The following is a 23,142-nucleotide window of genomic DNA, read 5'->3' as shown; positions in this document are numbered from 1 at the left end:
ATAATGGGCCGACGTAAGAAAATCGTCCAAGAATGTGAGACACTGATGGACGATCCGGAGCACATCCGGAACATCGCCATCGCTGCTCACGTCGATCACGGAAAGACGACACTGACAGACAATCTGCTGGCCGGTGCCGGCATGATTTCCGACGACACCGCCGGCGAACAGCTGGCGATGGACACTGAGGAAGACGAACAGGAACGTGGGATTACCATCGACGCGGCTAACGTTTCGATGACCCACGAATACGAGGACCAGAACCACCTCATCAACCTCATCGACACCCCCGGCCACGTCGACTTCGGTGGCGACGTGACCCGTGCGATGCGTGCCGTCGACGGCGCGCTGGTGGTCGTCGACGCCGTCGAGGGCGCGATGCCCCAGACCGAGACGGTGCTCCGGCAGGCGCTCCGCGAGGGCGTCAAGCCGACGCTGTTCATCAACAAGGTCGACCGCCTCATCTCCGAGCTTCAGGAAGGACCCGAGGAGATGCAGGAGCGCCTGCTCGCGGTCATTCAGGACGTCAACGACCTCATCCGCGGTATGACCGAGGAGATGGACGACATCGAGGACTGGACGGTTTCCGTCGAGGAAGGGACCGTCGGCTTCGGCTCCGCGCTGTACAAGTGGGGCGTCTCGATGCCGTCGATGCAGCGGACCGGCATGGACTTCGGCGAAATCATGGAGCTCGAGCGCAACGACAACCGCCAGGAACTCCACGAGCGCACGCCGCTGTCCGACGTGGTGCTCGACATGGTGTGTGAGCACTTCCCGAACCCTGTCGACGCCCAGCCGATGCGCGTGCCGCGTATCTGGCGTGGCGACGCCGAATCCCAGCTCGCCGAGGACATGGCGATGGTCAACGAGGACGGCGAAGTCGTCCTGATGGTCACCGACATCGGTGTCGACCCCCACGCTGGCGAAATCGCCGCCGGTCGTGTCTTCTCCGGCACGCTGGAGAAGGGCCAGGAGCTGTACGTCTCCGGAACTGCGGGCAAGAACCGCATCCAGAGCGTCGGTATCTACATGGGTGGCGAGCGCGAGGAAGTCGAGCACGTTCCCGCCGGGAACATCGCCGCCGTCACGGGCCTCAAGGACGCCATCGCTGGCTCCACCGTCTCCAGCGAGGAGATGACGCCGTTCGAGTCCATCGAGCACATCTCGGAGCCGGTCATCACGAAGTCCGTCGAGGCACAGAACATGGACGACCTGCCGAAGCTCATCGAGACGCTCCAGCAGGTCGCCAAGGAAGACCCGACCATTCAGGTCGAGATTAACGAGGACACCGGCGAGCACCTCATCTCCGGGCAGGGTGAACTCCACCTGGAAGTCATCGGCCAGCGTATCGAGCGCAACCAGGGCATCCCGATCAACACCGGTGAGCCGATTGTTGTCTACCGCGAAGCCCCGCAGGCAGACAGCCGCGAAGTCGAAGGTCGGTCGCCGAACAACCACAACCGCTTCTACATCAGCATCGAGCCGCTCGGCGAGGACATCGTCGAGACCATCAAGATGGGCGAGGCGTCGATGGACATGCCAGAACTGGAGCGCCGTGAAGCGCTGCAGGAGGCCGGCATGGACAAGGACGACTCCCAGAACATCGAGCACATCCACGGGACCAACATCCTGCTCGACGAGACGAAGGGTATCCAGCACCTCAACGAGACGATGGAACTCGTCATCGAAGGCCTCGAAGAAGCCCTCGACGACGGCCCGCTCGCGTCCGAGCCGGTCCAGGGGTCGCTCATCCGTCTCCACGACGCTCGCCTCCACGAGGACGCCATCCACCGCGGCCCGGCCCAGGTCATCCCGGCCGTCCGCGAGGCTGTCCACAACGCGCTCATCGACGCCAGCATCAAGCTGCTGGAGCCGATTCAGCAGGTCCGCATCGACGTGCCCAACGACCACATGGGCGCTGCGAGCGGCGAGATCCAGGGCCGCCGTGGCCGCGTCGACGACATGTACCAGGAAGGCGACCTGATGGTCGTCGAAGGCGTCGCGCCGGTCGACGAGATGATCGGCTTCTCCTCCGACATCCGCTCGGCCACTGAGGGCCGTGCCTCCTGGAACACCGAGAACGCCGGCTTCCAGGTCCTTGCCGACAATCTCCAGCCGGACAAGATCAGCGAGATCCGCGAGCGCAAGGGCATGAAGCAGGAACTGAACCCGGCTATCGACTACTTCTAAGTACCTTTTTACTTCGTCGGGTTTCCTCGCGCCGCCGACGGCGGCGCTGCGGGAACCACTCCTCGTAAAAATCTACGCTAAAAACGACCTCCGAGTCGCGCTCTGCGAGCGCGCTCGGAGTGAAACCGCGCGCCGTCGGCGCACGGTATGCCTTCCCGCGCTTTGACCCCTCTTTGTTCCGCCACCGAACAGCTCTCACTCTCCCGCTTGTCCCCGCAACCGGTCGATTCGGTTCCCCAGCGGTGGCGATTTCGAGAACGGGTTCGCGAGCCGTCGTCTCGACGGTTCCATGTCGTGGATGTCGGCGTACCGTTCGAGGGCGTCCGCGACGGCACCCGGGCCGATGCGCTCGGCCGCGTAATCGTCGGCGGCCCGAACCCCGCGGCGGGTGACCCACTGGCTGACGACGATGAGTCCGAGACTCGCGCCGACGAGGGGCCACAGCGGGCCGATGCCGGCCAGTGCCACGAACAGCGGAACTACTGCGACGAGCAGGCCGCCGACGACCCGGGCAAGGACTCGGGCGTTCTGGCGGCCGGCCTGGACTGCGAGGAGGGCCGTCGCCGTCTCGTCGTCGAACACGTCGAGGAACGTGCTCGTCAGGAACAGGCGACGATAGCCGGGGACGCCGCGCACGGTCACGTTCGCGGTTCTCTCCTGTTCGGTGTCGAACACCCGGACGTCTCGGACAGTCAGTCCCGCACGCTCTTTGAGTCGCTCCAGTGTCTCCGCTGTCGGTTCGTCCGGCCTATCGACCGACCGCACTAGCGGGATGAACCACGGTGAGACGGCCTGTACGGTGACAGCGAAAACGGCAACGAGAGCCAGCAGTCCGGGGGGCGACAGCCCGGCTTCGAGCGGCACCACGACGACAGTCACCAACGCAGTGATTCCGAGGACGTACCGCCCCATCCGGACCACCGCCCGCCCTGTCGAGAGTTCGATGTCACGAACGCTGCGGATACCCGGGACAGTCGGCGCGTAGGCGGCCAGTCCGACGGCGCCGGCGGCGAGTAGCTCGGCGAACGTCGCTACCACTGCTCCGACGACTCCGGGCTGCCCGCCGGCAATCAAGTGGCCGAGTCCGAGCAACAGAAAGACGACGTACGACAGCAGCGTAAACGGGAGTATGATAGCGAGGAACAACTGCCGGTATCTGGCGACGGGGTTCGAGAGTCGTCGTACGACCGCGCTTCCGAGCGCGCCGATGCCCGCTCCGACGACGGCGAACGTTCCGACGGCGAGCAGCGCTGCACCTGTCGACAGCGATGTGGCTTGGAGGGCGTACACATACGAATCCCTCTGCTGTCAGGCAAAAAAACGTAGCGTTCACCTGTCTGTATCCGGCACGAGTAGGGTTGAGCCCCACGTTTAGGTCAACCGACGTCGAACAGCACGGTATGAGCGACCGCCTGCATCAGATTGTGGACCTTCTCGTCGCTGCTGTCATCGCCGGCACGTCGACGTTCATTTGGAGTTTCGTCCTGCCGACGGGGCTGGCACTGACGCTTGCGGGGATGTTCGCGGCGATGTACTACTTTTCACGCAATCCCTGGGGGTCGCCTCGCGGCGAGGCGTACAACGAGTGGATCGACGACCTGTACGACCGCTTTCTGCCGTGAGACCAAACGAACGGTTTCTTATACGTGCCCCTGCTGAGTCATCCACAATGAGCCGAGATACTCAGGAGGTGAGCGGGCGATGAGCGACTCGACCGACGAGGTACGGTCCTACACAGTTCGGCTGGAGCTGGTCGACGAACCGGGCGAACTGCTGCGGGCGCTCGAGCCCATCGCCACGAACGGCGGGAACCTCCTCTCTATCTTCCACGAGCGGGGGAACGTGACCCCGCGGGGCCACATTCCCGTGGAGGTCGACCTGGAGGCGACCCCCGAGCGGTTCGACGGGATCGTCGACGCCCTCCGCGACGCGGGCATCAACGTCATCCAGGCCGGGGCAGAGCAGTACAGCGAGGCGCTGACGATCATCCTCACCGGCCACCTCGTCAACACAGACCTCTCTGACACACTTTCGCGGATTCACGAATCTACTGACGCGACCGTGACCGACCTCTCGCTGTCGGCACCGGAGGGAACCGACGACGCCTCCAGCGCGCGCATCCGACTGGCGACCGAGGAAGGGGCAGTCGACGAGACGATGACTTCGATTCGTGCTGTCGCCGACGAGAAGGGGCTCCACGTCATCGAGCCGCTCGCTGCGGGAGGTGAGGCATGAGACTCGCCGTCATCGGAGCCGGCGCAGTCGGATCCAGCGTCGTCGAATTAGCGAGCGACCACGGCCATTCGGTCACCGCGTTCGCTGACTCCAGTAGTGCCGTCATCGACAGCGCCGGCATCGACACTGCCGAGGTGCTCGACCGGAAGCGAACCGACGGCGTTGTCGGCAGTGCCGCACCCGAAGACGCGCTTTCGGCCGAGTACGACGTACTCGTCGAGGCGACGCCGACGACGCTCGGCGACGCCGAACCGGGATTCAGCCACGTTCAGGCCGCGCTTGAACGAGACTGCCACGCCGTGCTGGCGAACAAAGGCCCGGTCGCAGAGCGGTACGCCGACGTTCGCGCGCTGGAACGCGAGAGCGAGGGGAGCGTGCTGTTCGAGGCAACCGTCGGCGGTGCGATGCCGGTCCTCTCGACCATCGACGACTTCGACCCGAGCCACATCACCGCCGTCCGCGGGGTGCTCAACGGGACGGCGAACTTCATCCTCTCCCGGATGGCGACCGAGGGTCTCGATTACGAGCACGTCCTCGCGGAGGCACAGGACCTCGGCGTCGCCGAGGCCGACCCGACCTTCGACGTCGACGGCACCGACGCGGCGCTGAAAGGCGTCATCATCGCGAACGTCCTGGCCGATGACGAGACGGAATACACGCTCGACGACGCCGAAGTCGAGGGCATTCAGGATATCTCCGGCAGTGCGCTCGAACTCGCACGGGCTGACGGCCGGACCGTTCGGCTCATCGCCGAGGTCGTCGAGGGCTCCGTCCGCGTCGGCCCGCGGCTCGTTCCGGACAACGCGCCGCTTGCCGTCTCGGGGACCCGCAACATCGCTCAGCTGGAAACCGAGCACGCCGGCCAACTCAACATTTCCGGCCGCGGTGCCGGCGGCCCGGAGACGGCGAGCGCGGTGCTTGCCGATATCGGCCGACTGTAACGAGACAGCGGGATTTCCGACACGCCCGCATCGTTCTCTTATTCACTGTGCTTCCCTCAGTTGGCAGTCCCGTTTGTCACTCCGAAGGACACAAACCCGGCCGTGACTGTCGGTATCGGTCGTTCTCCCTGACCAAGCTATTGGGTGCCACACTACCATGCCATGTCGTGCCGAATCGCAAGAAAGCGACGGGCTGACGCTTACACGCTTTCGAAATCGTTTTATGAACCACCAGCTAATAAACCCGATACAGCGCCTCTGCGCGTGAGAGATAACAATGAGCGACGAACAACACCAGAACCTGGCCATTATCGGCCACGTCGACCACGGGAAGAGCACGCTCGTCGGCCGACTCCTGTACGAGACAGGATCGGTACCGGAGCACGTCATCGAACAGCACAAGGAAGAAGCCGAGGAGAAGGGCAAGGGCGGATTCGAGTTCGCCTACGTCATGGACAACCTCGCCGAAGAGCGTGAGCGTGGTGTCACCATCGACATCGCCCACCAGGAATTCAGCACTGACGCCTACGAGTTCACCATCGTGGACTGTCCTGGCCACCGCGACTTCGTGAAGAACATGATTACCGGCGCGAGCCAGGCCGACAACGCCGTCCTGGTCGTCGCCGCTGACGACGGTGTGCAGCCGCAGACTCAGGAACACGTGTTCCTGGCCCGCACCCTGGGCATTGGCGAGCTCATCGTCGGTGTCAACAAGATGGACCTCGTCGACTACGGCGAGTCCAAGTACAACCAGGTCGTCGAAGAGGTCAAGGACCTCCTCACCCAGGTCCGCTTCGACTCCGAGAACGCCAAGTTCATCCCGCTCTCGGCGTTCGAGGGCGACAACGTCGCCAGCGAGTCCGAGCACACGGACTGGTACGACGGCGAAATCCTGCTGGAAGCACTCAACAACCTGCCGGCCCCGGAGCCGCCGACGGACGCGCCGCTCCGACTGCCGATTCAGGACGTCTACACCATCTCCGGTATCGGGACGGTCCCGGTCGGCCGCGTCGAGACTGGTATCCTGAACACGGGCGACAACGTGAGCTTCCAGCCATCGGACGTCGGCGGCGAAGTGAAGACCGTCGAGATGCACCACGAGGAAGTCCCGAAGGCCGAGCCCGGTGACAACGTCGGATTCAACGTCCGCGGTATCGGCAAGGACGACATCCGACGCGGTGACGTCTGTGGTCCGGCCGACGACCCGCCATCGGTCGCCGAGACCTTCCAGGCCCAGATCGTCGTGATGCAGCACCCGTCCGTCATCACGGAAGGGTACACGCCGGTCTTCCACGCCCACACGGCACAGGTCGCCTGTACTGTCGAGTCCATCGACAAGAAGATCGACCCGTCCTCCGGCGAGGTCGCCGAGGAGAACCCCGACTTCATCCAGAACGGGGACGCTGCCGTCGTGACGGTCCGCCCACAGAAGCCGCTCAGCATCGAGCCGTCCTCCGAGATTCCGGAGCTCGGTTCGTTCGCTATCCGCGACATGGGTCAGACCATCGCCGCCGGCAAAGTCCTCAGCGTCAACGAGCGATAACGTATGTCCCAGCAGGCACGCGTTCGGCTCGCGGGCACAAGCCCCGAGGACCTCGACGACATCTGCGCCGACGTGCGGGAGATTGCGAACAAGACCGGGGTCGAACTCTCCGGTCCGGTTCCGCTCCCCACCAAGACGCTTGAGGTTCCCACCCGCAAGTCCCCCGACGGCGAGGGGACCGCGACGTGGGAACACTGGGAGATGCGCGTCCACAAGCGGCTCATCGATATCGACGCCGACGAACGGGCACTGCGCCAGCTGATGCGCATCCAGGTTCCCAACGACGTCTCCATCGAGATCGTCCTCGAGGACTGAGCCTCGGGGCCTGTCGCTTCGCGACAGCGTCGTTGTGCCACCCGTCCGAACCGCTGGCCGGGACAGTGTGAATCGCTATCGAAGGCCGCTCTCACGCGCAGGGTTTTTATAACTCCGCGTTCGAGTGGCAGACCACGCGGGCTCGTAGATCAGTGGCAGATCGCTTCCTTCGCAAGGAAGAGGCCCCGGGTTCAAATCCCGGCGAGTCCATGCCGACTTTTCATTGTTCCGAAGGGCCCCTGAGTACGGCTCGAAGCTACTGCAGACCGATCACGAACCCAGAAACCGCTGCATAGAGCCGGTGGATCAGAAGAACTGAAACAGGTCGTCCCGCTGGGCCTCGTGAAGGTGGTGCCGGACGGCCTCGTTCAGCGGCTCGACGGAGCCGCGCTTCGCGCTGATCGGCGCGATAGTCTCCTGCCACTGTTGCCATGGCGGGTGCAGTCCGAGTCGGTCACAGAGTTCGTTCAAGCGGTCGTCCTTGTCGTCGACCTTGTCCATCTTGTTGACGGCGACGACGGGTTCGACGCCCACTTCTCGGAGGAAGTGAAACATCTCCACGTCGTGTGGGATCTCGTCGGGGCCGGAGTGGCGGTCGATGATGTCGATGACCGACTTGCCGTCCACGACGAGGATGCCGACGAGGATGTTCTCGGCGTTCCGCTCGACGTACTGGACCACGTCGGTCTTGATTTCCTCGCGGACGTCTTCGGGGACGCCTTTCATGTACCCGAAGCCGGGGAGGTCACTGATGACGAAATCGGCGCTGGCCCAGTCGAAGTGGTTGGGCGAACGCGTGACACCGGGTCGCTGGCCCGTGTCGAACGTGTGGCCCGTTATCTCGCGCATCAACGTCGATTTCCCGACGTTTGACCGACCGACGAGCACCACCTCGGCGTCCCGGTCCGGTCGTGATTCGAACATACCCCGTGTACTCCGCCGGCGGGGAAAAGCGCGTCCGTTTCCCGAGGACCGACTGTTTCGCGATTCATAGCCGCGTCTCGCTCCAGTTCTGCACCCGGGACCCGCTAACTAGCCGCTTTTTTACCCTCGCGGGTCCCACCCGGAGCCGTGCGGCTGGTACAGATACTGATTCCGACCGGAAAGCGCGACGCCGTCCTGGGCGTGTTGGCCGAGGAGGGCATCGACTACGTGCTCACCGACGAGACGAGCGGGCGGGAGTTCACCGCTGTCGTCACCTTTCCAGTCCCGACCAACGCACTCGAACCAGTCCTCGAAGAGCTGCGGGACGTCGGTATCAACGACGACGGCTATACGGTCGTCGTGGACGCGAACACCGTCATCTCCAGTCAGTTCGACGAGCTAGAGGAGACGTACGCCGAGGAGGAAGACGAAGACCGCATCGCGCGAGAGGAACTCACCTCGAAGGCAAACGACCTCGCTCCCTCGATGTCGAACTACGCGCTCATGACCATCATCAGCGCGATTATCGCGACTGCCGGGCTCCTGCTCGACTCCCCGGCCGTCGTCGTCGGCTCGATGGTCATCGCGCCGCTCATCGGCCCGGCGATGACCGCCAACGTCGGCACCGTTGTCGACGACCACGAGATGTTCATTCAGGGCGTCAAACTCCAGGCCGTCGGGCTCGGACTCGCCGTAGCAAGCGCGACTGTTTTCGCCCTGCTGGTCCGGTACGCCAACGTCATCCCGCCGCTCGCCGACGTGACCACGGTCGGCCAGATACGCGAGCGGGTCGCCCCCGACTTCCTCTCGCTGATCGTCGCGCTCGGCGCTGGCGCGGCCGGTGTCGTCAGCCTCACCAGCGGCGTCTCGACGGCACTGGTCGGCGTCATGATCGCCGTCGCGCTCATCCCGCCGGCGGCCACGGTCGGCATCGGTATCGCGTGGGGCCAGCCGCTCGTCAGTCTCGGGTCCGCCGTGCTCCTGCTGGTGAACGTCCTCTCGATCAACCTCGCAGTGCTCGTCGGGCTCTGGTACCAGGGCTACCGCCCGGAACACTGGTTCCAGGAGAGCGACGCACGGTCGGCGACTGTCAAACGAATCGGCGTCCTCGTCCTGTCGATACTCGTCCTGTCGGCGTTCCTGGGCGGCGTCACCTTCGACTCCTACCAGCAGGCGACGACGGAGTCGGACATCCGCGACGCCATCCAGGGCAGCGTCGACCCGCCGGCTCGCGTGCTGACGGTCGAAATCGAGTACACCAACACTGCGATATTCCAACAGCCGCGCCGCGTCATCGTCACCGTCGGTCTGCCGCCGGACGCGGAGCAGCCACTGCTTGTCGACCAACTGGATGCTCTGGCTGATGACGCGGCCGGCCGAGACGTTGCGACGGAAGTTCGCTACGTCACTGTCGAACGGAACGGCTGACGCTCAAAGCCGACTTTGAGCGTTCGACGATGTAAATACCACTGGGTGTGTCGGAGACGATATGGTATCACGACCACTCGCAATCGCTGGTGTGCTGGCACTGCTCGTCGCCGGCGGCGTCGGGTTCGCACTCGCGGACACCGGGGCCGTCGCGCCGTCGACGAATTCGACCGTGAGCGTCAACGCTGACGCGACCGTCGAACGCGCGCCCGACCGTGCAACCGTCACCGTCGCCGCCGTGGGCCGCGGTGAGACTGCCGAAGCAGCGCGCAACAACCTCAGCGGTGACGCCGACGCCATTACGTCGGCGCTGGAAGACGAGGGCGCGAACGTGACCTCCTCGCGGTTCCAGGTCCGCCCCGAGTACGAGGAGAGTCGAGAGGGCCGCGAACAGGTCGGCTACGTGGCGATCCACACCGTCGAAGCCGAGACGAGCAACGTTTCGACTGCCGGGACACTCATCGATGCCGCAGTCGACGCCGGCGCGGACCGCGTCGAGGGCGTGCGCTACTCCTTGAGCGAGGAGACGCGACAGGCCGCTCGCGAGGAAGCCCTGACGACCGCGATGGACAACGCCCGAACGGACGCCGAAGTCGTCGCCGCTGCGGAGGATCGGTCCGTCGGTGACGCCGTCACGGTCCAGACCAGCGACCACGGCCGCGCCGTCGTGTACGCGGAAGCGATGGCCGCCAGTGATGCCGGCGGACGGACGAGCATCCAGCCCGGCGATGTCACTGTCGACGCCTCTGTCAGTGTCTCGTACGAACTAGAATAAGCCGTTCTGACTCGCCACTGCGGTTCCTTGTTCGGATTGATCAAGACGCCTCCCGTTGGTGACCGCAGTCCTCGCGGGTCGCTTCGCTCCCCGCTCGGAGTGTTCGAGACGCCTCCCGTTGGTGACCGCAGTCCTCGCGGGTCGCTTCGCTCCCCGCTCGGAGTGTTCGAGACGCCTCCCGTTGGTCGGCGTCTCGCTATTCGTCAAACGGCAGTTCGATCTCGTACCCCACCGCGTCGATAGCGGCCTGCAGGACGCCGTCGACGTTGTCGTCTTCGGTGACGCTCATGTAGTGGTCGGCCTCGACGTCCGTCGAGAGGTCGCTCTTGTTGGCGATGGTCAAGACGGGCACGTCGAAGCGCGCTTCGATGTCGTTGCGCAGTTCCAGTTGGTCCGCGAGCGGGTAACCACACTCGCCGCTGGGGTCGACGAACACGAGAACGGCGTCGGCGAGGTGTTCGAGCGCGCTCACGGCCTGTGATTCGATCTCATTGCGGTCCTCCGGCGGCCGGTCGAGCAGGCCGGGGGTGTCGACGAGCTGATAGCGGATACGCTGGTCCTCGAAGTGCCCGACGCGGATCTGCGTCGTCGTGAACGGATACGAGGCGATCTCGTTGTCGGCCCGCGTGACGCGGTTGACGAACGACGACTTGCCGACGTTGGGGTAGCCGGCGACGACGATGGCCGGCTCGTCCGGTCGGATGTCGGGGATGTCTTTGAGGGCGTTGTGCGCCGTCGAGATGGCGGCGAGGTTGTCTTCGACCTCCTCGACCACGTCGGCGATACGGGCGAACGCCTGCTTGCGGAGCTTCCGGGCGGTGTCGATGTCGCCGCGGGCGACGCGGCTCTCGTACTCCTGGCGGATCTCGACGACCTTGTCGGCGGCCCACGAAACCTCTGCGAGGTGCTGTTTCAGCGCGTCGATACCGGGGTCGTTGTCTGCGGGGTAGGCTTCGCCGATGACCGCGTCGGCGAGTTCGATATAGAAGGGGTCCAGATCGTCGATCGTCGGCCACGCCGTCACCACGTTCTCCATGTTGTCGGAGGCGATGTTCGACGCCGTCATCAGCATCGACTGCTGGGCTTCGTTCCCGTCCTTGGCCCCGCCGGCGCGCGACGCCCGCGAGAAGGCTTTGTCCACGAGCTCCTCGGCGGTGGGCGTCGTCGGCAGACCCTCGAAGGGATGGCTCATAGGTCACGTTGACGTCCGGAGCGTAAAAGCGCATTCAATCGCTCCCCAAACTGTTGCGAGTCACGTTTTTGAGCGTCCCGACCGCAGTTCCGGTATGGCACACATCGACGCCGGCGAGATTCTCCCCAACGACCACGTCCAGCAGATGGCCGCCGAGGGACGGGTCACCCAGATGCACCGCGGCCACCAGTACGCCGACGAGGGCGACACGTTCGAGATCGACGGCACCGAGTTCGCGGTGACAGACGTAACACACCGGACACTGGGCGACATGACCGACGAGGACGCACAGCGTGAGGGGTCGGAAGACCTCGACGCGTACAAAGAGCGGATGAAGAAAGTCCACGGCAGCTTCGAGTGGGACGACGACAGCGAGGTCGTCCGGCATCGGTTCGCGCCAGTCGAAGAATAACCGCGGTCACCCGGTCAGGGCGCGAACTCGACACCAGTTATTTCGAACCGCGCGCCGCCGCTCTCACTGCTTGTCGCCCGGATACGCCAGCCGTGAGCTCCCGCGATCTCCTTGACTATCGCAAGTCCGAACCCCGTCCCGCCATCTCCTGTCGTGTAGCCGCTCTCGAACACCGTTTCCCGGTCGATTTCGGGGATTCCGGGGCCGTCGTCCTCGACGTAGAAGCCGGTCCCGTCGTCGAGTTCTCCAACCGTAATCGTCAGGTCAGGCTCACCGCCGTCAATGTCGTCGGCCCCCGTCCGACTGCCCGTGGAGCCATGCTCCACACTGTTCCGAAACAGGTTCTCGACGAGCTGTCGCAGCCGCTCCTGGTCAGCCATAATCGGCCGCATCGCTTCGGTTTCGAGCGCTGCGTTCCCAGTCCCGACAGTCGCCCAGCAGTCGGAACTCAGTGGCCCGATGTCGACGGGTTCGACGTCGCTTATTTGCTCGCCCTGCTGTGCGAGCGTCAGCAGGTCCTCGATGAGCGTATCGATCCGCTCGTGGGCGGTCCCGATAGCGTCGAGGTGCTCGCTGTCGTGGTCCGCCTGGGCCAGCTTGAGACGGCCACGCGCGACGCTGAGCGGGTTCCGGAGGTCGTGTGACAGGACGCCGGCGAACCGCTCTAACTGTTCGTTCTGTCGCTTGAGTTCTTGCTCCTGGGTTTCGAGCCGCTGTGTGTACGCTTCGAGCTGGTTCGTCCGTATGGTAGCCTTCGTCTCCTCGATACCGATTATTAGCCCACCGATGGAGCCGAGCATCAGCGCGATGGCCTGGGTCCCGTTCGCCCACTCGACAGTGACGCCCGGATGGAGGTCGCGCAGGAGGATGAACCCGAACATCACGGCGATACCGCCAAGCACCCACGCGATGATCCGCGGATAGTGGTGCTTAGTGATCTCGGACTGTGGCAGCCAGTAGCCCGTGTATATGAGCATGCCGCCCGGGCCGCCGATGAACAGCAGGTCGAGCAGCGCGAGCAGTATCGACCCGGTGGCTCGAAAGGCCAGCACCGCCTGAACGACCGCGAGCAGGATCAAGATCCCACCGGCCACAATGACCACGAACGGCAGCATAGATCTGTCCGATTTCGACGCCGCTCGTCGCCACAGCCCGGCGGAACCGGCACTTTCCGTGTTAGAATCCACGGTCAGACTAGGCTCCGAGCATAGATATTTTGGACTATTTTTACTGTAGGATTGTATTCGAGTGAATACAGCGCACGACTGCCCGCGAGCGGGCTGCCACCGCGCCGCAGACAACCCTTATCAACTACGGTAACTATCAGTAACTACATGACAGAGACGATGAGCAAGTCGAAAGCGGACGATCCGGAGCGGGCGTATCTCGCGGACGTTGCGGATGGCTGTGGCTGCACCGAAATCTGGGAGCACATGAGCGAAGCCCGCGACGCAGACGACAACTGAGCGCCCTATTCTTCCGATGCCACGTCGACGCCTGTAAACTCGAAGCGTGCGCCGCCGCTCTCACTTTCGGTGAGCGTGACCGTCCACCCGTGAGCAGTGGCGATCTGTGAGATTATCGAGAGTCCGAACCCGGTGCCGTCAGTCGTCGTCGAGTAGCCGCTTTCGAACACCCTCTCCCGGTCGGCTTCGGGGATGCCCGGGCCGTCATCCGAGACGGCGAACCCGCCCGGTATTTCGCTAATCGCCACTGTCACGCCTGGAGCGTCGTGTTTATCGGTACCGCCGGACTGCATCCGACTGTCCGTAGCGCTGTGCTCTACGGCGTTTCGGATCAGGTTCTCCAGTAATTGTTTGAGCCGCGTCATGTCCGCCTGTATCTTGCGGTCGGTGTCGACCACCAGTGCCGCGCCGTCGGTATCGACTACCTCCCAGCAGTCCTTGACTGCCGTCGCCAGTGCCACCGTTTCCATCTCCGCGACGCTGTCGCCGGTCCGGGCCAGCAACAGCAGGTCGTCAATCAACGCCTGCATCCGGTCGAGCGCCTGCTCTATCGCAACGATGTTGTCGTCGTCGCACTCTTCTCTCAGCGTACCCAGTCGGCCGATAGCGACGTTGAGAGGGTTGCGAAGGTCGTGACTGACGACTGTCGTGAACTGTTCCAGACGGTCGTTTTGCGTCGATAGTTCCTGCTCACGGTCACGGAGTTGTTTGTCGCGCTCGACAGCGGCGAGGGCCGCCTCCATGTTCGCCGCGAGGATGCGTCCAGCGACGATGTCTGCTTCGTCAAACGCGTCGATAGTCGCCGATGCGGCGATGAGAATGCCGTACTCCCCCAGTGGCAGATACAGTTCGCTGCGTATCGGCGTCTCGGGGTTCTGTACGTCTTCCTCCAACCGCACGTCAGGCACTGCGGTCGCCTCGCCATGCTCGTACACCCGCCAGGCGATGCTGTCGCCCGGCTCGAATGTCGGGATATCACCGACCAACTGCCGGAGCGACGCGGTCGCGGCGACGGGTTCCAGTTGTCCATCGTCGTTGATGAGGTGGACGGCGTTCGCGTCGAGTCCGATAATCTCGGCGGCGGCGTTGACCCCGATACCGGCGACTTTGTTGCGGACTTCTGCGGCCATCAACTGCCGGGTGGCCTCGTGCAGCGCTTCGAGCCGCTGTTCGCGCTCGTCCGTATCGCTCCGGTCGCTGATGACCGAAACTGTGCCGTCTTCGCCGTCCCAGGTCACGTCACACGCCGTGACGCTGGCCTGCACTCTGTTGCCAGAGAGGGTCCGTATCGTCCGGCTGACTTGGCCGGCCGTCTGGCCGTTCTCGACGACGCGTTCAACGGTCACGGTCCCGCCGTCCGTTGTCGGTTCGACGAGGTCGGTCAGTGGCCGGTCACAGAGTTCGTCGCTGTCTGCTGCGCCGAAAAACCCCACCGCCGCCGGGTTCGCATACACGACGGTGTCGGTCACGCTGACGAGGACCGCATCGCTCGTCACGTCGAGAATCCGTTTCGTCCGCTCCTGTGCGGTATCGGCCGTTGCTTTCGCTCTGACTCGTTCGACTGCGTTTCGGACTCGTTCCGCGAGCACGGCGTACTGCTGGGACCCATGTCTTTTTTGAATATAGTCAGTGACACCGGCCGAGACTGCCTCGCTTGCGAGTGACTCGCTCCCCTGACTGGTAAATAACAGGAACGGCATATCCGGGTCTCTGGCGCGGACCGCCTCCAGAAACTCCAGCCCGTCGATGCCGGGCATGTCGTAGTCGCTGACGATGCAGTCCACGTCGTGCTCGTCCAGATATGACAGTCCGTCCGTAGCGCTCGTGACCCCGGTGGCGTCGATCGCCTCGTCGTTGCGTTCGAGATGTGTCGCGATCAGGTCTGCGTACGACGGTTCGTCATCGACACAGAGGACTGTAACGCCCGACGCCACATGGCCCATACCCCTGATAGGAACTGTGTCCGTGTCAATCTGTCGCGGCCTCTCACCTGGTGACGGATCGTCTCACCGCCGCTTGGCCAACTCCGCCCGCAAATCGTCGACGTCCATGTCCTTCATCGACAACAGGACGAGCAGGTGATAGACGATATCGGCCGATTCGTGGGCGAGCTCATCGGTGTCGTCGTCTTTAGCTGCTAGAATCAACTCCGTCGTCTCCTCGCCGAGCTTCTCCAGCACGGCGTTTTCGCCCTTCTCGTGGGTGAATAGCGACGCCGTGTAGGAGTCTTCGGGAAGGTTCGCCTTGCGGTCCTCGATGACAGCGAACAGTTCGTCGATAACGTCGCCGGTGTCGTCGCTCATAGCCGCCGTTCGGTCAGCGGGGCCTTCAGGCCGTCGCTACGACTCCACCGAGTCGAAAAAGGCCAGGTCGTGGATGCGCGGGTCCTCGGTCAGTTCGGGGTGGAACGACGTGCCGACGACCGGTCCCTCACGGACCGCGACTGGGTGGTCGTCCCACGTCGCCAGCACTTCGACGTCCGTGCCGACGTAGTCGATGACCGGTGCGCGGATGAACACCGCCGGGAACGGGTCGTCGAGACCCTCGACCGCCAGTGGGGCCTCGAAGCTGTCCTTCTGTCGCCCGAACGCGTTGCGCTCGACGGAGACGTCGATGACGTTCAGCGTGTCGACGCGGTCGTCCTGTGCGTCGCTCGCGCTGACGATGAGCCCGGCACACGTCGCCAGCACCGGCTTGCCGGCTTCGACGTGGGACTGGATTTCGTCGGCGATGCCCTCCCGGTGGATGAGCCGCGATATCGTGGTCGATTCCCCGCCCGGTAGCAACAGCACATCGCAGTCGGGGACGACTCCGGACTCGCGTATCTCGACGACCTCCGCCGTCTGGTCGTGGGCCGCTGCCGCCCGCCTGATCGCGTCTCCGTGTTCAGAGACATCGCCCTGAACAGCGAGTACACCCGCGCGTAGCGTCATACGTCCCCGTTAGTGAGCCTGTGCGAAAAGCCTCTCGTCTCCTCTGCAAAGATCCGGTAGCAGGGCCGTCTCTGGCTCCTCCGGCGTCGTCTACGACGCCGTTCAGTGTCCCTTCGGATATAGTCGAACCAAACGGTTAGGTGAGGCGGCCTGTAGACGTGGCACATGGGAAAGCGACGGCAGGACCCGGTCGAGGTAAACGCGGACGGGTCGGCAGACCTCTATGAGATATCGACTTGGGAGCCCCGGTCGAGGCTGGACCGGTTCGCCCACTGGCTCTACCACATCGGAATACGGACGCTGCGGTATCTGGTCATCCTTGCAGCCATTCTGATCCTCCTCCTGCAGGTCGCGTTCGGGAGCCTCGGCGCGCTCAGCGACCAGCCGCTGTTTGCCGGGATGGCCATCCTCTCTGCCGTGCCGGCGCTCGGACTCGCGGCCTACATCTACTACGCCGACGTGACCACCCAGGAGCCGCTGACGCTGCTCGTGGGGACGTTCCTCCTCGGTGTGCTGTTCGCCGGCTTTGCGGGCGTGCTCAACGGCATCTTCGGTGCGCCGATACAGGCTATCGGTTCCGGATTCGGTCTGGTGCCGTTTCTCGGCCAGGTGTTCTTCTTCTTCCTCATCGTCGGTCCTGTCGAGGAGACGGTGAAACTGCTGGCGGTACGCCTGTACGCCTTCCGCGACAACCGCTTCGACGCCGTCGTCGACGGTGCGGTGTACGGCGCTGTCGCCGGTCTCGGCTTTGCGACTATCGAAAACGCGCTGTACATCACACAGAACGCCGAGATGGCTACCGGGACGGTCGAGTTACTCGCCGCGAGCAGCGACATCACCGCGATCAGAGCGCTCGCGGGGCCGGGTCACGTCATCTACTCGGCCTTCGCCGGCTACTACCTCGGGCTGGCGAAGTTCAACCCCGACGACGCCGGCCCGATCGTTCTGAAAGGGCTGCTCATTGCTTCGCTCATCCACGCCGTCTACAACACGCTGGCCGGCCCGGTGACAGCTATTCTGGCTGGCATCTATAATGTCGACTTCCTCGTTGCCTTCTTCGGGTTCGTCATCGTGTACGACTCGTTTTTCGGCCTGCTGTTGCTGAAGAAGGTACACGCCTACCGGCAGGCGTACAAGCGCGCTCACGAGGACCCGGACGAGACTGCGCTTCGCCCGGAACAGACCGAGTTCGACCCCTAGACCAACTGTTCGACGTATTTCGCGACCACGTCGACCTCCAGATGCACCGGGTCGCCGACTGATTTCTCCGACAGCGTCGTCTCGGCGTACGTCGTCGGGATGATCGCCACGTCGAACTCCTCGGAGCGACGGTCGGCGACGGTCAGGCTGATGCCGTCGACCGTTATCGACCCTTTCTGAACCAGATAGTCCCGGTGGGCCTCGGGCAGGGAGAAGGTGAACGTCCAGTCCTCGCCTTCCTGTTCGATACCGACAATCTCGGTCGTCGTGTCGACGTGGCCCTGGACGATGTGGCCGTCGAACCGGCCGTCCGCGGGCATCGCCCGTTCGAGGTTCACCTGGTCGCCGCCCGAAAGGTCGTCGAAGAACGTCCGAGCGAGGGTTTCCCGGGCGAGAAACACCTCAAACCACTCGCCGTCGGCCGCCTTCTCGACGGTGAGACAGACGCCGCTGACGCTGATCGACTGCCCGTGGTCGAGTCCCTCGAACGGCGCGCCGATCCGCATCCGACGCCCGCCCTCGTCGTCAATAACTGCCTGGACCTCGCCGGTCGTCTCGACGATTCCGGTGAACATACCCCAGATACGGCACGGCTGGCGGAAAGCACTTCGCTTCCCGGAGACGTAATATAAACTCGGAACCGAGTGATTACTTACAACAGCTTGTCGGAAGGAATTTATTCTCGCCGCTGGTAGCGCGGTGTATGGCAGCTACGCCCGACGCTGACCACGACTGGACTGGCCGTCACGCACGGACGGAACCGACCGAAACCGGGCGAATCGTCGAGGTGCCCGACGAACTAATCGAGGACTGGGACCTGCGACACGCGGAGACGAAAGGCCGCAGTTAACGCTGTAGCGCTTCGACGCCGACCAGTTCCGCGCCGGTCAGCGCCCGGATGTAGGCCCCGCCCGCGATAGAGACGTGGCCGAATTCGTCTTCTTCCATCCCGTACATCTCGATGGCCCGCGAGGTGTCGCCGCCGCCGACGACGGAGAAGCAGTCGGTGTCGGCGATGGCTTCGAGCACGCCGGCGGTCCCGACCGAGAACCGCTCGTCCTCGAACATCCCGAGCGCGCCCTTCACAAAGACGGCCTCGGAGTCGCGGATGATCGGCGAGTACTCCATGACGGTCTCGCTGCCGACGTCGAGGTAGGAGACGGTTTTCTCCTCGATATCGTCGACAGCCTGCTCGGCGCGGTCGCCGTTCTCGTCCTCGTAGGCCAGGTCGACCGCGAGCGTGATCTGGTCGCGGTGGTCTTCGAGCATGGACTCGATCTTCTCGCTGTTTTGCTCCCACTGCTCGTCGTAGAGGTTCGCGTCGTCGATGTCGTAGCCGACCGGGTAGCCAGCGGCCCGGAGGAACAGTTCCCCGGCGATGCCGCCCAGCAGGAAGTCGTCGACCTTCTCGTCGAGGTGGGTCATGACGTCGATGACGTCGGTGGCCTTCGTCCCGCCGACGACCATCGTCACCTGCCCGTCGAACTCCTTCTCGGCGATGGCGGTGTTGGCCTCGTACTCGGTTTCCATCACGCGGCCGGCGTAGGCGTCCATGACTAGCGGGAAGCCCACCAGCGAGGCGTGTGAGCGGTGGGCCGCCGAGTAGGCGTCGTTGATGTAGGCGTCGAACTCCCCGGCCAGCGTCTGGACGAACTCCGTCTGTGACTTGATTTCGGGGTCCTCCTCGGGCAGTTCGTCGTCGCACATCCGCGTGTTCTCCAGAACGAGTACGTCGCCGCCGTCGAGAGCCGCGATGTCGTGAATCGCCTGCGGCCCATAGGTCTCGTCGACGAAGTCCACGTCGTGGTCGATGTGTTCCGCGAGGATGTCGGCGTGTTGCTCGAGTGAGACGAAATCGTCGCGACCCGGGCGGCCCTGGTGAGCCAGCACCGCGATCTCGAACCCGCGGTCGACCAGTTCGCTGATCGTCTCCGCGTGGCGGTCGAACCGTCGATTGTCCTGTACTGTGCCGTCCTCCACCGGTGAGTTGAGATCGAGTCGAACGAGGACGCGCTGTCCGTCGTCGAGGTCGTCGAGCGTCTGGAAGGTCATCACTCGGGAGGAAACCTGCCGACCGCTTAACGGTTTCCGAGTCCGATAGCAGCCGGTTCGCCCGGCCGAGCCATACCGTCACTACGCCTTCTGCCTCGGCTACTGACTCGGAAAGGGAGAGAAGGGATGGGGTGGGAGTGAGTGGTGGTCCCTCGTCCGCTGTACCCAACTGTGGGTCACGGGCTGTCGACTGCGGATACGGCTGACTGCGCCGACACACAGAGCCGACCAGTTGTGTGGAACTGATTCACACTCTGTGTGTACCAAGATGTTTTGCGAACAATCGTGATAAACTTTCCTTCTATTTTGACCAGTTCCTGAATAAAACGGCCGGGCGACGACTACTCCGTGATGTACTCGGCCACGTCGAGCATCCGGTTCGAGAAGCCGTACTCGTTGTCGTACCAGGTGAGGATCTTCGTCTGCCCATTGACGACGTTCGTCGAGGAGAGGTCGACCTGCGAGGAGTACGGGTCACCGAGGATGTCCGAGGAGACGACCTCGTCGTTCGTGACGCCAAGCACACCTTCGAGTTCGCCGGCGGCGGCCTCCTCGAAGGCGGCGTTGACATCGCTCTCTGTCACGTCTTCGTCGAGATCGACGACGAACTCGGTGATGGAGCCGTTCGGGACGGGGACGCGGATGGCCATCCCGTCGAGCTTGCCCTCTAGCTGGGGCAGGACCTTGGTGGTCGCCTGTGCGGCACCGGTCGAGGTCGGGATGATGTTCTCGGCGGCGGCGCGGCGACGGCGGGGCTTGCCGTTCGGGCCGTCCATCAGGTTCTGCGAGCCGGTGTAGGCGTGGACGGTCGTCAGCTGGCCGACGTTGATGCCGAACTCCTCGTCGAGGACCTTCGCGACCGGCGTGATGGAGTTGGTCGTACAGGACGCGTTCGAGACGACGTCTTCGCCGTCGTACTCGTCTTGGTTGACGCCGTAGACGATCTGCTTGACCGGCTCGTCGCCCTTCGGCGGCGCGGAGATGAGGACCTTGTCAGCGCCCGCGCCGAGGTGCTGGCTCGCGTCTTCCTTGGTGCGGAAGATGCCGGTGGCCTCGAAGGCCACGTCCACATCGAGGTCGTCCCAGGGGAGCTGTGTGGGGTCGGTTTCGTGGAAGACGCCTGCCTCGAAGTCGGTGCCCTCGACCGTGAGGACGCCGTCGTCGACGCTGGCCTCTTCGAGTTCGCCCATGACAGTATCGTACTGGGCGAAGTAGTCGATCTCCGAATCGTCCATCACGTCGTTGATGCCGACGATTTCGACGTCGTCGTTGTGTAACGATGCGCGGAACACGTTCCGGCCGATACGGCCGAAGCCGTTGAGGCCGACACGAACTGGATCACTCATTGGTGACTAGAGAGGCAATCGGTCAGTGTAAAATCTTTTCGGATTTGTTGTAAATTGTGTTTGTTTATGCGCGTTCGAGCACGAATGATTAATAGTGATAGTGCGCTCGTTCTTGATGGCACTGATGGTGCAGGCGCTGAGTTGGTCCGAAGGCTTTTGAAACGGACGGACATATGGTCGATAGGAATGAGACGCGATGACAGTGACGACCCGTTCGACGAGTTCTTCCGGGAAATAGAGCGGATGATGGACGAGATGATGGGGGCCGAAGGCGACGTCCACATCGACCGGGACGCCGGTGGCGGTGGGGCCGACCTCCACGTCGATGTTCACGAAACTGACGAGGAGATCCGGGTCGTCGCCGACGTACCGGGTGTCGATAAGGACGCAATCGACCTCAAGTGCGATGGCACTGTCCTCACGATCAACGCCGAGAGCCCGGAGCGTGAGTACCACGAGCGACTGACGCTTCCGACCCGCGTCGACGAACACTCAGCCGCCGCGACGTACAACAACGGCATCCTCGAAGTCACCTTCGACCCCGAAGAGGACTCCGCCGACATCGAACTGTAGCGCGCCCAATACACGGTTCTGGTTTTCTGCGTGCCAGCAACAGCACGCTTGCACTGCTACTGTTCAGCCGTTTGCCGTATCAACGCCGCCAGATCGTCCCAGAAGCCGTCCTCGTACTTCGTCGCCGAGTCGATGGTCGGCCGGGCGTTCGTCTCGTTGACCACTGCGCGGTCCTCGGTCACCAGCAGGTCGACGCCGAGGTACGGAATCTCCAGTTCGTCGGCCGCGTCTTCGGCCAGTTCCCGTAGCGCCGCTGGCAGTTCCTGCCCTTCGGCTTCGGCCCCGCGGTGGACGTTGTGTTTCCACCGGCCCTGCTCGCGGCTCGCTTCGGGGAGTCGGCGCTCCACCGCGCCGACGTACTCGCCGTCGACGACCATCACGCGGTAGTCGGCGGCGTCGGCGATGTACTCCTGAACGAGAAACGACTGGTCGCCGACCGCGCGGTAGTCGTGGACCAGATCGAGGTAGTCGACGATGCCGAGAAACGAATCCAGATCGTGAGCCTTGGCCACGCCGACGCCGCGGGTCGTCGAGTTCGGCTTCACGACCACGGGCGGGTCGAACCGCTCGAAGGCCGCCGTTAGCTCGGCCTCGCTCGCCGGGTTCGACACGACGACGGTCTCGGGAACGGGGACGTCTGCACGGCCGAGACGCGCCAGCACGTCGGCCTTGTTCCGCGAGCGGAGGATGGCCTCGCGGTCGTTGACCCACGGCACGTCCAGCATGGCGTCGGCGACCGCTCCCTCCATGATTCGGGAGGGGTAGACGAAGCCCACGTCGTACGCGTCGAAGGGACGCTCGTCGAGCGCCAGCGTCCGCTCGGCTGTCTTGACGTGGCCCACCTCGATGTCACGGGCCGCCAGCGGCCCCTGCATCCGCTCGAAGGTCTCGGCGTTCGTGGCGACGGCCAGCCTGTGCATAGCTTGCAGTTGTCGTGGAGGGATAAAACACGCTCGCAGCCGCTCTCGGCACACGATGACCGGACTCTGCTGCGCGTCGCGTACCTATTCTCGCTAGCCACAGAATTGCGGCGTATAATGGATGAATACGCAACTATTGGCGGAAATGACAGATAAGCGCTAAGTATGTCCGGGAATAATAGACCACGCGTGTACGACGACATTCTCTTCCCGACGGACGGCAGTGACGGCGCGGACGAAGCGCTTGCACACGCGCTCGAACTGGCAGAGACGCACAACTCGACGATTCACGTTCTCTCTGTCGTCGACTCGACCTATCTCGGAAGCGCCGCAGCAGAAGCGACGACCATCGAATCGCTGCAGGAACAGACCGAGCAGGTCGTCGACGAGACGGTTGACGATATCGCTGACCACGGCACGGCTGTCGTCGCCGAGCGCCGAATGGGTGATCCCTACGAGGAGATCCTCGACTACGCCGAGACTGCGGGCGTCGATATGATCGTCATGGGAACCCACGGCCGGAGCGGCCTGGACCGGTTTCTACTGGGGAGCGTCACCGAGAAGGTCGTTCGGACGGCGGACGTGCCTGTTCTCACTGTGCGTCTCTCGGACGGCGAGCCGTAGCCGGGCCTGTCGAGACGAGCACTGACCGGTAGCAGTGCAACCGCTACGGCTATTCGAACGGTGGAAAAGACGC

The 23,142-nt window shown here is 63.7% G+C and carries 25 protein-coding genes and 1 tRNA gene; 15 read left to right on the top strand and 11 right to left on the bottom strand.

What is annotated here, in order from left to right; genetic code table 11:
- Positions 1–3: 3 nt before the first annotated feature.
- A complete protein-coding gene (locus VI234_RS04825) occupies positions 4–2,190 on the top strand; it encodes an elongation factor EF-2 (RefSeq protein ID WP_008307537.1) in 2,187 nt (728 codons plus the stop codon).
- Positions 2,191–2,385: 195 nt separating this feature from the next.
- Here the strand turns inward: VI234_RS04825 and VI234_RS04820 are convergent, their stop codons facing one another.
- Positions 2,386–3,438 (bottom strand): peptidase, encoded by a 1,053-nt coding sequence (locus tag VI234_RS04820; protein ID WP_336329628.1) that lies wholly within the window; start codon positions 3,436–3,438, stop codon positions 2,386–2,388.
- 152 nt (positions 3,439–3,590) lie between these two features.
- On the opposite strand from VI234_RS04820, the gene VI234_RS04815 reads away from it, so the two are divergent.
- The 6 genes from VI234_RS04815 to VI234_RS04790 all read left to right on the top strand — a co-directional run bounded on the left by VI234_RS04815 (position 3,591) and on the right by VI234_RS04790 (position 7,434).
- On the top strand, positions 3,591–3,812 hold the full coding sequence (locus VI234_RS04815; protein WP_004959077.1) for a hypothetical protein: 222 nt from the start codon (positions 3,591–3,593) through the stop codon (positions 3,810–3,812).
- A gap of 79 nt (positions 3,813–3,891) precedes the next feature.
- Positions 3,892–4,425 carry an amino acid-binding protein gene (locus VI234_RS04810; protein WP_008307542.1) on the top strand — a complete coding sequence of 178 codons (534 nt, stop codon included), beginning with the start codon at positions 3,892–3,894 and terminating at the stop codon, positions 4,423–4,425.
- Positions 4,422–5,366, top strand: a complete 945-nt coding sequence (locus VI234_RS04805) for a homoserine dehydrogenase (protein ID WP_336329386.1) — start codon at positions 4,422–4,424, stop codon at positions 5,364–5,366. Before VI234_RS04810 ends, VI234_RS04805 begins: the two co-directional genes overlap by 4 nt.
- A gap of 277 nt (positions 5,367–5,643) precedes the next feature.
- Complete coding sequence (tuf, locus tag VI234_RS04800; RefSeq protein ID WP_336329385.1) at positions 5,644–6,909, top strand: translation elongation factor EF-1 subunit alpha; 1,266 nt, start codon at positions 5,644–5,646, stop codon at positions 6,907–6,909.
- A 3-nt stretch (positions 6,910–6,912) separates the two neighbouring features.
- Complete coding sequence (gene rpsJ / locus VI234_RS04795) at positions 6,913–7,224, top strand: 30S ribosomal protein S10 (protein ID WP_004515425.1); 312 nt, start codon at positions 6,913–6,915, stop codon at positions 7,222–7,224.
- 138 nt (positions 7,225–7,362) lie between these two features.
- A tRNA-Ala gene (locus VI234_RS04790) sits at positions 7,363–7,434 on the top strand.
- A 96-nt stretch (positions 7,435–7,530) separates the two neighbouring features.
- Here the strand turns inward: VI234_RS04790 and engB are convergent.
- On the bottom strand, positions 7,531–8,148 hold the full coding sequence (engB, locus tag VI234_RS04785; protein ID WP_008307583.1) for a GTP-binding protein EngB: 618 nt from the start codon (positions 8,146–8,148) through the stop codon (positions 7,531–7,533).
- A gap of 147 nt (positions 8,149–8,295) precedes the next feature.
- Here engB and VI234_RS04780 point away from each other — a divergent pair, with 147 nt between their 5' ends.
- Positions 8,296–9,576, top strand: coding sequence for a TIGR00341 family protein (locus VI234_RS04780; protein ID WP_336329384.1), 1,281 nt, complete (start codon positions 8,296–8,298; stop codon positions 9,574–9,576).
- A gap of 61 nt (positions 9,577–9,637) precedes the next feature.
- Positions 9,638–10,351: an SIMPL domain-containing protein gene (locus VI234_RS04775; RefSeq protein WP_336329383.1), complete on the top strand. Its 714-nt coding sequence runs from the start codon at positions 9,638–9,640 to the stop codon at positions 10,349–10,351.
- Between the two features lie 196 nt (positions 10,352–10,547).
- Here VI234_RS04775 and VI234_RS04770 read toward each other — a convergent pair whose 3' ends face one another.
- Entirely contained in the window at positions 10,548–11,543 is a 996-nt protein-coding gene (locus VI234_RS04770) for an NOG1 family protein (RefSeq protein ID WP_008307588.1), read from the bottom strand.
- Between the two features lie 94 nt (positions 11,544–11,637).
- Between VI234_RS04770 and VI234_RS04765 the strand changes: the two genes are divergently transcribed.
- Entirely contained in the window at positions 11,638–11,955 is a 318-nt protein-coding gene (locus VI234_RS04765; RefSeq protein WP_336329382.1) for an ASCH domain-containing protein, read from the top strand.
- Positions 11,956–11,969: 14 nt separating this feature from the next.
- Here VI234_RS04765 and VI234_RS04760 read toward each other — a convergent pair whose 3' ends face one another.
- A complete protein-coding gene (locus tag VI234_RS04760) occupies positions 11,970–13,070 on the bottom strand; it encodes a sensor histidine kinase (protein WP_008307591.1) in 1,101 nt (366 codons plus the stop codon).
- A gap of 219 nt (positions 13,071–13,289) precedes the next feature.
- On the opposite strand from VI234_RS04760, the gene VI234_RS04755 reads away from it, so the two are divergent.
- The gene (locus VI234_RS04755) at positions 13,290–13,421 is read left to right on the top strand and encodes a hypothetical protein (protein ID WP_336329381.1); all 132 of its coding nucleotides are present in this window, start codon (positions 13,290–13,292) and stop codon (positions 13,419–13,421) included.
- Positions 13,422–13,426: 5 nt separating this feature from the next.
- Here VI234_RS04755 and VI234_RS04750 read toward each other — a convergent pair whose 3' ends face one another.
- From VI234_RS04750 to pdxT, 3 genes are all read right to left on the bottom strand, one after another.
- Positions 13,427–15,364, bottom strand: coding sequence for a response regulator (locus tag VI234_RS04750; RefSeq protein ID WP_336329380.1), 1,938 nt, complete (start codon positions 15,362–15,364; stop codon positions 13,427–13,429).
- A 63-nt stretch (positions 15,365–15,427) separates the two neighbouring features.
- Positions 15,428–15,724 (bottom strand): phosphoribosyl-ATP diphosphatase, encoded by a 297-nt coding sequence (gene hisE, locus VI234_RS04745; protein ID WP_008307596.1) that lies wholly within the window; start codon positions 15,722–15,724, stop codon positions 15,428–15,430.
- Positions 15,725–15,760: 36 nt separating this feature from the next.
- Entirely contained in the window at positions 15,761–16,354 is a 594-nt protein-coding gene (gene pdxT, locus VI234_RS04740) for a pyridoxal 5'-phosphate synthase glutaminase subunit PdxT (protein ID WP_008307597.1), read from the bottom strand.
- Positions 16,355–16,519: 165 nt separating this feature from the next.
- On the opposite strand from pdxT, the gene VI234_RS04735 reads away from it, so the two are divergent.
- Entirely contained in the window at positions 16,520–17,554 is a 1,035-nt protein-coding gene (locus tag VI234_RS04735; protein ID WP_336329379.1) for a PrsW family intramembrane metalloprotease, read from the top strand.
- On the opposite strand, the gene VI234_RS04730 is transcribed toward VI234_RS04735, so the two are convergent.
- On the bottom strand, positions 17,551–18,129 hold the full coding sequence (locus tag VI234_RS04730; protein WP_008307599.1) for a riboflavin synthase: 579 nt from the start codon (positions 18,127–18,129) through the stop codon (positions 17,551–17,553). The genes VI234_RS04735 and VI234_RS04730 overlap by 4 nt on opposite strands.
- A gap of 128 nt (positions 18,130–18,257) precedes the next feature.
- On the opposite strand from VI234_RS04730, the gene VI234_RS04725 reads away from it, so the two are divergent.
- Positions 18,258–18,404: a hypothetical protein gene (locus tag VI234_RS04725; protein WP_008307600.1), complete on the top strand. Its 147-nt coding sequence runs from the start codon at positions 18,258–18,260 to the stop codon at positions 18,402–18,404.
- Here VI234_RS04725 and VI234_RS04720 read toward each other — a convergent pair.
- Both VI234_RS04720 and gap read right to left on the bottom strand, forming a co-directional pair.
- The gene (locus VI234_RS04720; protein ID WP_336329378.1) at positions 18,401–19,606 is read right to left on the bottom strand and encodes a phosphoglycerate kinase; all 1,206 of its coding nucleotides are present in this window, start codon (positions 19,604–19,606) and stop codon (positions 18,401–18,403) included. The genes VI234_RS04725 and VI234_RS04720 overlap by 4 nt on opposite strands.
- Positions 19,607–19,947: 341 nt before the next feature.
- Positions 19,948–20,952: a type I glyceraldehyde-3-phosphate dehydrogenase gene (gene gap, locus VI234_RS04715; protein ID WP_336329377.1), complete on the bottom strand. Its 1,005-nt coding sequence runs from the start codon at positions 20,950–20,952 to the stop codon at positions 19,948–19,950.
- A 186-nt stretch (positions 20,953–21,138) separates the two neighbouring features.
- Between gap and VI234_RS04710 the strand changes: the two genes are divergently transcribed.
- Positions 21,139–21,525, top strand: coding sequence for an Hsp20/alpha crystallin family protein (locus VI234_RS04710; RefSeq protein WP_336329376.1), 387 nt, complete (start codon positions 21,139–21,141; stop codon positions 21,523–21,525).
- Between the two features lie 56 nt (positions 21,526–21,581).
- On the opposite strand, the gene VI234_RS04705 is transcribed toward VI234_RS04710, so the two are convergent.
- A complete protein-coding gene (locus VI234_RS04705; protein ID WP_336329375.1) occupies positions 21,582–22,445 on the bottom strand; it encodes an ATP-grasp domain-containing protein in 864 nt (287 codons plus the stop codon).
- 189 nt (positions 22,446–22,634) lie between these two features.
- On the opposite strand from VI234_RS04705, the gene VI234_RS04700 reads away from it, so the two are divergent.
- Positions 22,635–23,069 (top strand): universal stress protein, encoded by a 435-nt coding sequence (locus tag VI234_RS04700; RefSeq protein ID WP_336329374.1) that lies wholly within the window; start codon positions 22,635–22,637, stop codon positions 23,067–23,069.
- The last annotated feature ends 73 nt before the right edge of the window (positions 23,070–23,142 follow it).

This window comes from Haloarcula sp. CGMCC 1.2071, from assembly GCF_037078445.1.
Classification (GTDB): domain Archaea; phylum Halobacteriota; class Halobacteria; order Halobacteriales; family Haloarculaceae; genus Haloarcula; species Haloarcula amylolytica.
This window is presented reverse-complemented; position numbering and strand designations above follow the sequence as displayed.